Annotated in this window: 12 protein-coding genes; 6 read left to right on the forward strand and 6 right to left on the reverse strand. The window is 70.4% G+C overall.

From position 1 onward, the window contains the following. Positions 1–59 precede the first annotated feature (59 nt). Genes GDI_RS03465 through GDI_RS03475 form a run of 3 tightly spaced genes read left to right on the forward strand, consistent with a single transcriptional unit; the run spans position 60 to position 3228 of the window. Positions 60–1898 carry a tetratricopeptide repeat protein gene (locus tag GDI_RS03465; protein WP_012223356.1) on the forward strand — a complete coding sequence of 613 codons (1839 nt, stop codon included), beginning with the start codon at positions 60–62 and terminating at the stop codon, positions 1896–1898. Then, positions 1891–2808: a 4-(cytidine 5'-diphospho)-2-C-methyl-D-erythritol kinase gene (locus GDI_RS03470; protein ID WP_012223358.1), complete on the forward strand. Its 918-nt coding sequence runs from the start codon at positions 1891–1893 to the stop codon at positions 2806–2808. The genes GDI_RS03465 and GDI_RS03470 overlap by 8 nt, the downstream gene beginning before the upstream one ends. A gap of 33 nt (positions 2809–2841) precedes the next feature. Continuing rightward, a complete protein-coding gene (locus GDI_RS03475; RefSeq protein WP_012223359.1) occupies positions 2842–3228 on the forward strand; it encodes a hypothetical protein in 387 nt (128 codons plus the stop codon). A 6-nt stretch (positions 3229–3234) separates the two neighbouring features. Here GDI_RS03475 and GDI_RS03480 read toward each other — a convergent pair whose 3' ends face one another. The 4 genes from GDI_RS03480 to GDI_RS03495 form a co-directional block, all read right to left on the reverse strand. Continuing rightward, a complete protein-coding gene (locus tag GDI_RS03480) occupies positions 3235–4221 on the reverse strand; it encodes an SDR family oxidoreductase (protein ID WP_012223360.1) in 987 nt (328 codons plus the stop codon). 82 nt (positions 4222–4303) lie between these two features. Then, positions 4304–4882 carry a YqaA family protein gene (locus tag GDI_RS03485; RefSeq protein ID WP_012223361.1) on the reverse strand — a complete coding sequence of 193 codons (579 nt, stop codon included), beginning with the start codon at positions 4880–4882 and terminating at the stop codon, positions 4304–4306. A gap of 132 nt (positions 4883–5014) precedes the next feature. Beyond that, complete coding sequence (locus tag GDI_RS03490) at positions 5015–6409, reverse strand: ATP-binding protein (RefSeq protein WP_012223362.1); 1395 nt, start codon at positions 6407–6409, stop codon at positions 5015–5017. A 97-nt stretch (positions 6410–6506) separates the two neighbouring features. Beyond that, positions 6507–7226 carry a response regulator gene (locus tag GDI_RS03495; protein ID WP_012223363.1) on the reverse strand — a complete coding sequence of 240 codons (720 nt, stop codon included), beginning with the start codon at positions 7224–7226 and terminating at the stop codon, positions 6507–6509. Between the two features lie 147 nt (positions 7227–7373). On the opposite strand from GDI_RS03495, the gene GDI_RS03500 reads away from it, so the two are divergent. After that, a complete protein-coding gene (locus GDI_RS03500) occupies positions 7374–8156 on the forward strand; it encodes a PRC-barrel domain-containing protein (RefSeq protein WP_012553686.1) in 783 nt (260 codons plus the stop codon). Between the two features lie 70 nt (positions 8157–8226). Then, positions 8227–9552: an MFS transporter gene (locus GDI_RS03505; protein ID WP_144880403.1), complete on the forward strand. Its 1326-nt coding sequence runs from the start codon at positions 8227–8229 to the stop codon at positions 9550–9552. Here the strand turns inward: GDI_RS03505 and GDI_RS03510 are convergent. Beyond that, positions 9494–10531, reverse strand: coding sequence for a cysteine synthase A (locus GDI_RS03510; RefSeq protein WP_012223369.1), 1038 nt, complete (start codon positions 10529–10531; stop codon positions 9494–9496). The two genes, GDI_RS03505 and GDI_RS03510, sit on opposite strands and share 59 nt — an antisense overlap. Before the next feature lie 85 nt (positions 10532–10616). Here GDI_RS03510 and GDI_RS03515 point away from each other — a divergent pair, with 85 nt between their 5' ends. Next, complete coding sequence (locus GDI_RS03515; protein ID WP_012553684.1) at positions 10617–11024, forward strand: rhodanese-like domain-containing protein; 408 nt, start codon at positions 10617–10619, stop codon at positions 11022–11024. Positions 11025–11211: 187 nt separating this feature from the next. Here GDI_RS03515 and GDI_RS03520 read toward each other — a convergent pair whose 3' ends face one another. Further along, the gene (locus GDI_RS03520; RefSeq protein WP_012223390.1) at positions 11212–12105 is read right to left on the reverse strand and encodes a DUF2272 domain-containing protein; all 894 of its coding nucleotides are present in this window, start codon (positions 12103–12105) and stop codon (positions 11212–11214) included. Between the last annotated feature and the right edge of the window lie 317 nt (positions 12106–12422).

A 12422-nucleotide genomic window follows, 5' to 3' on the forward strand; every position in this document is an offset into this window, starting at 1 on the left:
GCCAAGCGCCATCCGACAGGGTTTGGCAGTTTACCCGACGCGGGGTAGGGTCCGCCATCATGCAGCGTTTTCACCTCGTATGCACGGCCGCGTTGGCCATCGTAGCACCGCTGGCGGCCGTGCCTGCCGGCGCGTGGGCGGCGGCCCCCGCTCCGTCCATGCAGCCCCCTGCCGTGACGGTGGCGGCGGCGCCGTGGCCGGACGGGTTGTCGGGGTCCATGCTGGTGGCCACCGTCGCGGCGCTGGAAGGCGACGACGCCGTCGCGGCATCGGCCTTCCGCCAGGCCTATGGGCTCGACCCCTCCCGCTCCGTCCTGCTGCGGCAGGCGTTCCTGTACAGCGCTCTGGCGGGCGACGATGCGGCGGCCGGCCTGGCGGCGCGCCTGCCGGGGCAGTTGATGGCCGAACTGGTCATGGGCAATGACGCGGTCCGGGCCGGACGCTGGTCGGACGCGCAGGCGCATTACGACCGGGTGCAGCAGGATGCGATGCTGGCGGCGATCCGCCCGTTGCTGGATGCCTGGACCCTTATGGGCGCCGGCCAGCCTGACCGGGCGCTGGCGATCATCGACCCCTGGACCGCCGACCGGGTGCTGGGCCGCTATTATGCCGTCCATGCGGCGCTGATCGCCGATCTCGCGGGACAGCATGACCGGGCCGACCGGTATTATCGCCTGGCCCTGGACGCATCGCCGGGCCGCGACCTGTTTTCCACCTGGGCCCTGGGGCACTGGCTGATCGCCCAGGGCCATCGCGACCAGGCCACGCGGCTGCTCGACAGCCTGGTGGCCGGCGGGGCCGGCCTGTCGCTGGCGCGTGACGGCGTGCTGGCCGCGATGGACCGCCCACCGGTCACGTCACCGCGCCAGGGTATCGCGCAGGCCTATGCGTTCCTCTCCGCCCTGATCGGGCAGGAGGCCGAGCGCATACCCGACCCGACCGGACGGCTGGCCCATGATGCCGGCGTGCGCGACATGCGCATGCTGCTGCTGCGATTCGCCCTGGCGCTGGACCCGGGTTTCGGCCAGGCGCGGCTGCTGCTGTCCGCGCTGCAGTATGACGGCGGCCAGGCGGCGGCGGCCCGCGATACTATCGTGGCGCAGGCGCGTGATGGTGGCGTGGCGCGGGCATTTCCCCACGACCCGCTGGCGACGGTCATGCAGGTGCAGGTCGCGCGCCTGGACGCCGCGACGGGCCGGGGGGACGATGCGATCCGCATCCTGACCGACCTGGCCCGCGCGCAGCCTGCGCAGGCGCAGATCTGGCAGACGCTGGGCGACATCCAGTCCGGGCGCGAGGACTGGGCCGGGGCCGCCGCGTCCTTCAGCCGGGCGATCACGGCCACGGGCCGGCTGTCGGGCGACGACTGGGAAATCCTGTTCGGCCGTGCCGTCGCCTATGACCGGCTGGCCCGCTGGCCGCAGGCCCAGGCCGACCTGGAACACGCGCTGGCCCTCGCGCCCAACGAGGCGCTGCTTCTGAACTATCTGGGCTATTCCTGGGTCGAGCATGACCGGAACCTGCCGCAGGCCGAAGCCCTGCTGCGGCACGCCGTCGCGGTCGAGCCGCAGAACGCGGCGATTCGCGACAGCCTGGGCTGGGCGCTGGTGCGCCAGGGCCGCATCGCCGAAGGGCTGGCCCTGCTGGAACGCGCGGCGGAACAGACGCCGGAGGACCCGGCCGTCAATTACCATCTGGGCGTGGCCTACTGGAAAGCCGGCCGCCCGCGTGAGGCCGTCAATCAATGGCATGTCGCGCAGGCCCTGCCCGCCGCCGATCCGTCGGACGTGCAAAAGATCACTGCCGCCCTTGCGGACGCCGCCCGATCGGGCCACGAAGACCCGCCGCCCGACCAGGACGGGGCGGCCCGGAAGAAGGACCCATCCGACCGTGACTGATCCGACAGGGACTGGAACGCTGCACGAATCCGCCCATGCGAAAATCAACCTCTACCTGCATGTAACGGGGCGCCGGCCGGACGGATATCACCTGCTGGACAGCCTGGCGGTCTTCGCAGGGGCGGCGGACCGCCTGACCCTGCGTCCCGGTGCGGCGGGCCAGGGGGAAGCGGTGGCCCTGGACATTGCCGGCGCGTTCGGCGCCGGGCTGGTGGCCGATACCGACAGCAATCTGGTGCTGCAGGCGGCGCGCAGGCTGCGGGCGGAAATGGGGGTCACCGACCGGCTGGCCCCCATGCGGATCGTGCTGGAAAAATCACTGCCCGTCGCATCGGGAATCGGCGGCGGGTCGGCGGACGCGGCGGCGGCGCTGCGCCTGCTGCTGCGGGCCTGGCCGGGCGAGGCACTGCCCCGCGCGCGGCTGATGGCCCTGGCGGTCGAACTGGGGGCCGATGTCCCGGTCTGCATCGACCAGCGCGCGGCCCGGATGGGCGGCGTGGGCGAAAGACTGGCCCCCGCGCCGGCGCTGCCGAACTGCGGCATGATGCTGGTGAATTGCGGCGAGGCCGTGCCGACCCCCGCCGTGTTCCGCGCGCGGGCGCCCGTCTTCACCCCGGCGGCCAGCCTGCCGTCCGCGTGGCCGGATGTCGGGGCGATGGTGCGCGACCTGGCGGCGCTGACCAACGACCTGCAGGATGCGGCCTGCGAGCTCTGCCCGACCATCCGCACGGTCCTGCAGGTGCTGGACGCCGCGCCGGGCTGCCGGCTGGCAAGGATGAGCGGTTCGGGCGCCACCTGCTTCGCCCTGTTCGACAGCCCGCAGGGGGCACGCGACGCGATGACGGCGGTCGAACGCCCCGGATGGTGGGTATGGGCCGGCGGCTTGCATGGAATGCCGGCGGAAACCTGATAGACTGTCCCCCTCCGTTGGGGGGAGGATGGTATGAGCGCGCGCATGCAGGTCAGTCTGTCCGACGACGGCCGGACCGCGAACTTGGCCTTTCTGGAAGCAAGCGGGCAGGAGGGTGAAATCACCCTCTCGCTGGATCAACTGACCCAGTTGATCGCCAGTCTGGGTGCCGTCCGCCGCGCGATGGTCGAAAACACGCCCCCGCCGCCGATCGAGGGCGTGCCGGTCGTGCCGGTCTTTCGCACCAACTGGGCGGTACAGCCCGAAGCATTGACCGAGGGCTCGCTGATCGCCTTCCAGCATCCGGCCTATGGCCCGATCGGCCTGGCCCTGGCCCCGGACGATGCGCGGCGCGTCGTCCAGGCGCTGACACGGCACCAGGCCATGATCCACCCCAGCGGACGGACCCGGCCCAGCTAAGCCGGATCAGTCCCTGCGGCGCAGCAGGGACAGGGCGGCCCCGGCCCCCGCAACCAGGGCCACGCCGATGGCGGCGGTGCGGATCGTGGTCGTGATCAGCGGCGGCATGGTCTTGCGCGCGATCAGGTCGAAACGGCCGTGCGCGGCGTAGGCCCCGGCCACCGGGGCGAACAGGCTGTCCGGCGCGTCGCTTTCGGCCGGGTTCTTTTCCAGTTGCGCGGCATAGGACCGGACCGACTGCCGGCGGTCCACCAGCGTCGGGGCCAGCAGCCCGGCCAGGCGCCGTCCCAGGCCCGACAGGCCGACCCACACGTCACGATGGCGGCCGAAGGCGGCATGGCTGATCGCCTCGGCGGCGATTTCGGGTTCGTAGACCGGGCCGGCCGGCCGCAGCCGCTTGCCGGTACGGTTGCGCGTCCAGGCAAAGCGCGGGGTATTGATGGCCGGCAGATGGACCAGGGACAGGTGGATCCGGTCCCCGTCATGCAGGATTTCCGGCCGCAGGCTTTCGGTAAAGGCGCGGATCGCCGCCCGCGCGCCGCTTTCGACGGCCCGCAGCGGGCGCGGCAGGCCCAGCGCGTCCAGGTTGACGATCGTGCCGTATCCGCGCCGCCGCATCCGCGCCAGCGCCGCACGCGTGCCGAAGACGGTGCCCAGGTAGGTCACTTCCGTCGCACGGCGGATTTCGTCGGGCGACAGGGCGACGAACTGGCCGCTGACCCCGGCGCCGGCGCAATTGACCCACAGGGTGATGGGGCCCAACTGGTCCTCGATCGCGTCGGCGGCCTGTTCCAGCGCATCGGCCTCGGCCACGTCGGCCACCAGGACGGCGGTGCGGACATGCAGCCCGGCCAGTTCGGCCGCCGCATCCTCCAGCCGCGCCCGGTCCCGGCCGATCAGGGCGACGTCGCATCCCGCGCGGGCAAGGGTCCGCGCGGTGGCGCGGCCGATACCGGCCCCTGCTCCGGTGATGACGGCAACCTGGTGTGGCATGGCGAAGGCTCCGGACCTGATACGTACTTTCCGATGCCGTGTTTGCTCCGCGACGCACCGCGCCGCAAGTCGCCGTGTCGGATCAGAGGTATTTCAGCGCCACGAATCCCCCCACCAGCACCACCCCGAACGCCGATGCGACCAGGGTCAGCCGGCGCTCGATGAAATTCTGGATCGGCGGCCCGTAGATGCGCAGCAGGGCGGCCAGCAGGAAGAAGCGCGCCCCCCGCGTTACCAGGCTGGCCACCACGAACGGCGTCAGCGGAAAATGGGCGGCCCCGCTGGCGATGGTGACGATCTTGAAGGGAATCGGCGTCAGTCCCTTGAACAGGATGATCCACACGCCCCAGTGGCGGAACTGGTCCTGCATGGCGGCCAGCCTGGCCTCGGCATGATAGAAATGCACGATCGGCATGGCGACGTGCTGCAGCAGGAAGGCGCCGATGAACCACCCCAGGATGCCGCCGCAGACGCTGGCCACGGTGCATAGCGCCGCCAGCGCCCAGGCGCGGTCGCGGTGCGCCAGCACCATGGGAATCAGCAGGATGTCGGGCGGCAGGGGAAAGACGCTGGCCTCGGCGAAGGCCACCACCGCCAGCCAGAGCGGCGCGTGGCGGCTGGCCGCCAGGAACAGGGCACGGGCATAGAATCGGTCGAGCATGTCGGTCCGCCATGTCGGGTGTCGGGTGGGGCGCAAAGGGTCGCGCCCCGCTAACGGCGGGAGGAAGGTCCGCGTTGCACCGATTGCATCCAGCAATGCCATTCGCCGCGCCGCGCCGCAAGGAAGACGTGATCAGCAGACCAGCGTGACGGTCGCCCTCAGTCCGTGTGGGGTGCGGTTGCCCAGGCGGATATCCCCGCCCAGCCCCCAGATGATGTTCCGGGCGATCGCCAGGCCCAGCCCGGTTCCCCCCGTTTCGCGGTTGCGGCTGGTCTCGGCCCGGACGAAGGGTTCGAACATTCTCTCCAGGTCCTCGGGCGGCAGTCCCGGCCCGTCATCCTCGATCAGGATGGTCGTCAGCATCTCGCCCGCGGCGCCGGGGTAGGGCGGTTGCAGCGTGATGCGCACGCCGCCGCCGTAGTTCACCGCATTCTGTACCAGGTTGTTCAGCGCCCGCTTCAGCGCGACCGGACGGGCATGGATCGTCACCGCCGGGGGGTCATCGGCGAATCCGATGGCCTCGGCGATGTCGGGGTGGGTCTCGGCGGCCTCGTCCAGGATGGTCTGCAGCAGCGCGGTCAGGTCCAGCGATCCCATCGGCTCGCGCCGCGACGTGTCCCGGCCGAAGGACAGGGTGGCCGCGACCATGGATTCCAGTTCGTCCAGGTCCATCAGGAACTTGGCGCGCAATTCGTCGTCGTCGATGAATTCCGACCGCAGTTTCAGCCGTGTGATCGGCGTGCGCAGATCGTGCCCGATCGCCGTCAGCAGCAGGGTCCGGTCGGTCAGGAACCGGCGGATGCGGCTGGCCATGACATTGAACGCCCGCCCGGCCCGCGCGATTTCCAGCGGCCCGTCCTCGGGCAGCGGCGGGGCGTTGACGTCGCGCCCCAATGCCTCGGCGGCGGCGGCCAGGGTGCCCACCGGCCGGATCACCCGCCGCACGCCCCAGACGATCAGGATACTGCCGGCCACGGTCATCAGCGCGAAGGCGGTGGGAAAGGTCGGCGAACGGAACGGGTTGGGCGCGGGCACCACATAATGGATCGTCAGCCACCGCGTCTCGTCCGGCAGCAGGAAGGCCACGGCGCGCTGCGGCGAGGGACGCGCCGCGCCGAACAGCATCTGCCGCGGCCGCAGATGCGGCGGCAGGGGCGGCATGTTGTCGTGCGGCCGGCCGAAATTCATCCGCTCCATCCGCATGTCCATGCGGTCCATCGGCGGGGGGCCGTCCACGGCCTGTTCGACCATGTCGGGCTCGGGGCCGGGGGTCAGCGTGGCATGGAAGGTCGGGGGCAGGTGCAGCGATTCCAGTTCCGCCTCGCGGTCCTCGGACGGCGTCTCGACGATCGAGCGGTAGATCATGCCGACCCGGTTCTGGCTTTCCTGCTGGATCATGCGGCGATCGAAATCGATCCGGTCCAGCGCGTGGATGGTCAGGCCGATCGATTCGATGATCCCCAGGCCCACGATCAGCAGCAGGCTGGTGCGGGCGGCCAGCGACCGGGGGCGCAGCCAGCCGGCCATCCGGCGGATCGGCCCGGCCGCCGCGTCGCCATCGGAAGAGGACGAGGACGCGGGGGCGGGGGCGTTCAGAATCGTGTCCGCGGCACCGCGCGCCGGATCAATGCCGTTCGACATCGGACGCCAGGACATAGCCGCCGCCGCGCACCGTCTTGATCAACTGGGCGTTGCGCCCGTTATCTTCCAGCTTGCGGCGCAGCCGGCTGATGGCGACGTCGATCGCGCGGTCGAACGGCCCCGCCTGCCGTCCGCGCAGCAGGTCGAACAGCATGTCGCGGGTCAGCACGCGGTTGGCCCGGTCCAGCAGCGCCATCAGCAGGTCGTATTCCCCGCCCGTCAGCGGGACCTCGGTCCCTTCCGGGTTCAGCAGCCGGCGCCGTGCCTGTTCCAGCGTCCATCCCGAAAAATGCAGGCTGCGCGGCTCGCCCACCACCCGGGTTTCCGGTGCCTCGCTGCTGCGGCGCAGCACGGCGCGGATGCGCGCCAGCAATTCGCGCGGGTTGAACGGCTTGGGCACGTAATCGTCGGCGCCCAGTTCCAGCCCGATGATCCGGTCGGTTTCCTCGCCCATCGCCGTCAGCATGATGATCGGCACGTTGGCCTGCCCGCGCAGCCAGCGCGCCAGCTCCAGCCCGCTTTCGCCCGGCAGCATCAGGTCCAGCACCACGATCTGGTAATGGCCGGCCAGCCAGGCCTTGCGGGTTTCGCGCCCGTCGCGCGCGGTGGTCACGCGGAACTGGTTGCGTTCCAGGAAACGGGCGAGAAGGTCGCGGATTTCACGGTCGTCATCGACAATCAGGATGTGCGGCAAGGGCTCCATTTCATCACTCTATCTCCAAACAAGGCGGCCGGCATCCGGTGTTTCATTCGGTTGCAATCCGCCGGGGCGACCCGGTCGCGTGAAAAAACATCCATCGGGGCGTCGAAGCCTGTGACAGGACGGCGCGGTTCGTGCCACAGGATGGCCATGGAACATCGCCCCCTGTCCCCGGCCGCGCATCCGTCCGGCCGTTCCGTACGCCTGGCGGCCGCGTGCGGCGCCCTGCTGGGCGTCCTGACCCTGCTGCCCGTGCCGACCCGCGCGGCGGATGCGGCCGGCCCAGGGACGGAAAGTCCGGGAACGGAAAGCCCGAGGACGGACGGTGCCGAAAGCCAGGGCGTGGACAGCCCGGCGCAGGACATGCCGACGGGCGACGACGCCGAACTGGCCGCCCCCCCGATCCTGCCTCTCGCTTCCGCGCCCGCCGTGCGGCACGACGCCGCCCCGACCACGCTGGCCAGCCGCCGGCTGGGCAGCCTGATCGATCGTGACGTCGTCGCGCCCGACGGCAGCCATGTCGGCCAGGTGATCGACGTGCTGCTGGACCAGGACGGCCGCCCCGCCGCCGCGGTGGTGGATGTCGGCGGCTTCCTGGGGGTGGGCAACCGGCGGATCGCCATCGCCTGGGACCAGTTCATCATGGGCGGCATGACGGAAAAGAGTCCGGTCAAGCTGCGAATCGGCGCGGCCGACGTCCGCTCGGCCCCCGCCTATGACGCGGCGTCGATGAACGTGACGGTCGTCCATGGGCCGCCTCCGCCCCCGCCGGCGCCGCCGGCCGCGCCCCCCGCCGAAATCGACCCGCCCCCCGTTTCGGTCGAGGTCCAGCCCGCGCCGCCGCCGGCCGTGCTGCCCGATTCCTCCAGCCGTGGCGACGCGCCGGCCAATCCGCGTCCTCCTTCCGCCCGGGCGGGGCAGATGGTGCGATGAAGCCTGCCTGCCACCCCCTGAAGCCTCGAGGTCCGGATTGCCGTTTCCGTCAATCCGGGGGCGGGCCTGCGTGAAGGCTCTGCCCACAAACAGCCAGCGCGGGCTGGACTGGCTGAATTTCTTCGTCGGAAATCTCCAGGCTTCTTTCGGCTCGTTCATCGCGGTGTACCTGACCGGCGCCCATTGGACGCAGGGACAGATCGGCGTGGCGCTCAGCATCGGGTCGGTCACGGCCATGGTCAGCCAGGTCCCGGCCGGGATGCTGGTCGACCGGCTGCGCGACAAGCACCGGGTGGCGGTGCTGTCGATCCTGTGCGTGATCTTCTCGTGCCTGCTGCTGGCGCTCTTTCCGCAGCAGCTTCCCGTCGCGATCGCGGAAATCCTGCACGGCCTGGCCAGTTGCACGCTGACGCCGGCCATCGGCGCGATCACGCTGTCGGTGGTGGCGTCGCGGATCCTGCGCACGGCCGAAAGCGGCAAGGGGCTGCTGGGGGAACGGTTCGGCCGCAATGCCAGCTTCGCCGCCGTGGGCAACGCCATCGGTTCCGGCCTGATGGGGGCGGTGGGGTACTGGGTGTCGCCCCAGGCCACGTTCTTCCTCGGGGCCGCGCTGGCGGTGCCGGGGCTGGTGGCGCTGGCGGCGATCGAACGCTCCGACCCGCCGGCGTCGGTCAACACCGCCGCCCTGGCCGAGGGCGAGCGCGCCCCGCGCACCAAGGGGCGGATATGGGAATTGCTGCGGGACCGGCGCCTGTTCTCGTTCGCGATCTGCGTCGCGTTCTTCCATCTGTCCAATGCCGGAATCCTGGCGCTGGCGGCCGGCCAGGTCACGAAGGACGCGGGCAATATCGCGGAAATCGTGATCGCGGCCTGCATCCTGCTGCCGCAACTGGTCGGCGCGGCGCTGTCGCCGCATATCGGCCGGCTGGCGGAAACGGTCGGGCGCCGGCCGGTCATGCTGGTGACGTTCGCGGCCCTGCCGCTGCGCGCGGCGCTGCTGGCGACGACCACCAATCCCTATCTGATCGTCGCGATCCAGCTCCTGGACGGGGTCAGCTCGTCCTCGTTCGGGGTGATGATGCCGCTGGTCGCCGCCGACCTGACGCGGATCAGCGGCCGGTTCAATCTGTGCATGGGCATCCTGGGCCTGGCCATGGGCGCGGGCGCCAGCTTTTCGACCACCCTGGCCGGAACGGTGGCCGACCGGTCGGCGCCGCTGGCCTTCCTGCTGCTGGCGGCTGCGGGGCTGCTGTGCGTGGTGCTGGTGTGGCTGCTGATGGGCGATACCAGCCGCCCGAACGGGGTCTCGCGGAGCCCGTTCGGGCGTACTCCGCCGGCTACCGATCCAGCCAGGCGGGAACCGGCAGGTTCCGTTCCCGCAGGAAGGCCGGATTGAACAGCTTGGACTGGTAGCGGCCGCCGCCGTCCGACAGGATGGTGACGATGCGGTGGCCCGGACCCATCTGCCGCGCCACCCGGATCGCCGCCGCGATGTTGATCCCCGAGGACCCGCCGACCGACACGCCCTCGTGGATCAGCAGGTCGTAGATCAGCTCCAGCGCCTCGGGGTCGGGAATCCGCACGGCGTCGTCGATGGCGATTCCGTCCAGGTTGGCCGTGACCCGCGACTGGCCGATTCCCTCGGTGATCGAACTGCCGCTGACGCCCAGGTCGCCGGACTTGACCCATCCGTACAGGCCCGATCCCTCGGGGTCGGCCAGGACGATCCGGGGCCGCGCGGCCCCGGCGGCCCGGGCGGAATCCTCCAGCCCCAGCGCCACGCCGGCCAGCGTGCCGCCGGTCCCGCAGGAACAGGTGAAGGCGTCGATCCGCCCGTCGGTCTGCGTCCAGATCTCGGGCCCGGTGGTGGCGCGATGGCCCTCGCGGTTGGCCAGGTTGTCGAACTGGTTGGCCCACACGCCCCCGGTTTCCTCGGCCAGCCGGCGCGAGACATGGACGTAGTTGCCCGGATCGCGAAAGGGCTTGGCCGGCACCAGGCGCAGGTCGGCGCCGATCATGCGCAGGAAATCGATCTTCTCCTGGCTCTGCGTCTCGGGCATGACGATGACCGAGCGATAGCCGCGCGCGTTCGCGACCAGCGTCAGGCCGATGCCGGTATTGCCCGCCGTGCCCTCCACCACCATGCCGCCCGGCTTCAGCACGCCGCGCCGTTCGGCATCGTCGATGATCGCAAGCGCCGCGCGGTCCTTGACCGACCCGCCGGGATTCATGAATTCGGCCTTGGCCAGGATGTCGCATCCCGTCAGTTCCGATGCGCGGCGCAGGCGGATCAGAGGCGTATGGCCGATCGCGGCGGTCATGTCCGGGGATGACGTGGTCCAGCCGACGGCGGACGGATTTGCACTTTCGGCCATAAGGCAGCACCCTCTCTGCAACGTGCGTGGCGGTCAGCCGCCGCCCGTGTCGCGCACAATGTGCATTCTTGCGATAGGACACAAGATGATCGACGACGTAACGCCGGGCGAAAGCTGGACGGCCCTGAACACGCGGCCCCAGGCACAACTGGTCGATGTCCGCACCGACGCGGAATGGATGTTCGTGGGCCTGCCCGACTTGGCGGGCACGGGCAAGCAGGTGCTGCCGATCTCGTGGCAGGCGCTTACCGGCCAGCCGAATCCCCGTTTCGTGGAACAGCTCAAGGCCGCCGGCCTGACGCCCGAGAGCGAGATCCATTTCATCTGCCGGTCGGGCGCGCGCAGCCATTCGGCCGCCATGGCGGCCCGGATGGCGGGCTTCACCCACGTCTTCAACGTCGCCGGCGGCTTCGAGGGCCCGCCCGATTCCCACGGCCATCGCGGTACCGTCGCCGGATGGAAAGCCGAAGGCCTCCCCTGGCGCCAAAGTTGATCCGTAAACACGCCCTGGTGGCGATCCGACGCGCGTTTCCTGCGCGCCGGTGCTCACGGCCCGTATGGCCGCTCCGCTCCGGTGCTCGGAAACGCACGCCGGGCGCGGCCCGCTGGGCCGCTCTCGCTCACCAGCCCGCGTTTCCGGACCAACTTTCGGGGTCCATGATGAGAGACTGAACGGTCGGCTATCCGTGGTCGGGGGGTTCGCTGTCGGCGTCGTACAGGACCTGCAGCACGACGCACCAGGGATAGCGCGGGTCGTAGCTGTGGCCGGTGGCGTCCGCCAGCTTGCCGTCGGGCCCGACCGGGACATGGGTCAGCGTGACCGCGTCGTCGACATTCCCGCCGATGATGCTGATCTGGCGGCCGAAGGGCGGTCCGTTCTGGCCGGTCGCGACCACGAAGCCGCAATGGGCCGGAAAACCGTACTGGGTCGGCAGGTCGGCGAAGCGCACCCTCTTGCTGGCCCCCCGCCCGACGCAGATCAGGTCGCCCAGTGCCGGGGCATAGACGGCCGGGTCCTGGGCCCGCACCCCGCTTTCGGTCCCCGCGGCGGCCGCGTTGATATAGGTCGAATGATTGGGGGAATAGGCGAAGCGGTCGTTCGCCCCGGCCACCCGCATGACGTAGGAGATAAAGGCCGCCGACCAGGCGTAAAACCCGTCATGGACGAAATCGGTAATCTGGCCGTCCGCGGCGTGCTTGCCGGTCCAGCCCACCTCGGTTTCGCCCGGGTCCTGGCCGATCCACCAATATTCGCCCACCCGCTGCCACAGGCCGGGGGTCCGCTCGGGCTTGACGCTGGCGGTCTGGGGTTCGGGGCGCTGCTCCGGGTCGTCGTCATCCACCGGCTGGCCGAACAGGCGCCATTCCCGCGTCGCGATCGCCACCACGTCCTGGCGGGTGAAGGGCTCGAAATTGCGCGTGGCGAAATCGGGAACGTGGTCGTCCACCGCCAGCGGTCCCTGGCCGGTGCGGTACTGCGCCGTCGGCGTGCGCGCGGGATGCTTGGATGGATACTGGCCGGAACAGGCCGCCAGCAGTGCAATGGGTGCCAGCGTGACGATCTTGCGCGGCATTGTCTCTCCATTCGGCCCATGCCGGACGACCGGAAGCGGGCGGTCCGGCCCCTTATACCGTAGGACGTGGGGCCCGGCGGGGGAAGAGGCGCATGCCCCGCATCCCGCCCGGGCGGGATAAGCGGGCCTCACGGAACTGGCATGAAAGTAAATCCGTTTTTTATTGTGCGTGGCTGTATTCGGAGGACGATAGGCCTTGGCGGGATATCCGGTACCCGTCACTTGCATACGAGGGAAAACTTGGCCGGGGTGGCGACATCCCGGCCCTTTTTCGCGTAATCTCTCCGTTCCGCCCGGCCTATGGTGGCCGCGGCATA

The sequence above is a fragment of the Gluconacetobacter diazotrophicus PA1 5 genome (genome assembly GCF_000067045.1).
GTDB lineage: Bacteria > Pseudomonadota > Alphaproteobacteria > Acetobacterales > Acetobacteraceae > Gluconacetobacter > Gluconacetobacter diazotrophicus.

Coding starts and splice junctions, on each gene's coding strand:
- GDI_RS03485 (WP_012223361.1), bottom strand. CDS start 4,882: ATGCTCGACCGATTCTATGCCCGTGCCCTGTTCCTGGCGGCCAGCCGC.
- GDI_RS03500 (WP_012553686.1), top strand. CDS start 7,374: ATGGAACATCGCCCCCTGTCCCCGGCCGCGCATCCGTCCGGCCGTTCC.
- GDI_RS03520 (WP_012223390.1), bottom strand. CDS start 12,105: ATGCCGCGCAAGATCGTCACGCTGGCACCCATTGCACTGCTGGCGGCC.
- GDI_RS03490 (WP_012223362.1), bottom strand. CDS start 6,409: ATGGCCGGCTGGCTGCGCCCCCGGTCGCTGGCCGCCCGCACCAGCCTG.
- GDI_RS03465 (WP_012223356.1), top strand. CDS start 60: ATGCAGCGTTTTCACCTCGTATGCACGGCCGCGTTGGCCATCGTAGCA.
- GDI_RS03475 (WP_012223359.1), top strand. CDS start 2,842: ATGAGCGCGCGCATGCAGGTCAGTCTGTCCGACGACGGCCGGACCGCG.
- GDI_RS03510 (WP_012223369.1), bottom strand. CDS start 10,531: ATGGCCGAAAGTGCAAATCCGTCCGCCGTCGGCTGGACCACGTCATCC.
- GDI_RS03495 (WP_012223363.1), bottom strand. CDS start 7,226: ATGGAGCCCTTGCCGCACATCCTGATTGTCGATGACGACCGTGAAATC.
- GDI_RS03480 (WP_012223360.1), bottom strand. CDS start 4,221: ATGCCACACCAGGTTGCCGTCATCACCGGAGCAGGGGCCGGTATCGGC.
- GDI_RS03515 (WP_012553684.1), top strand. CDS start 10,617: ATGATCGACGACGTAACGCCGGGCGAAAGCTGGACGGCCCTGAACACG.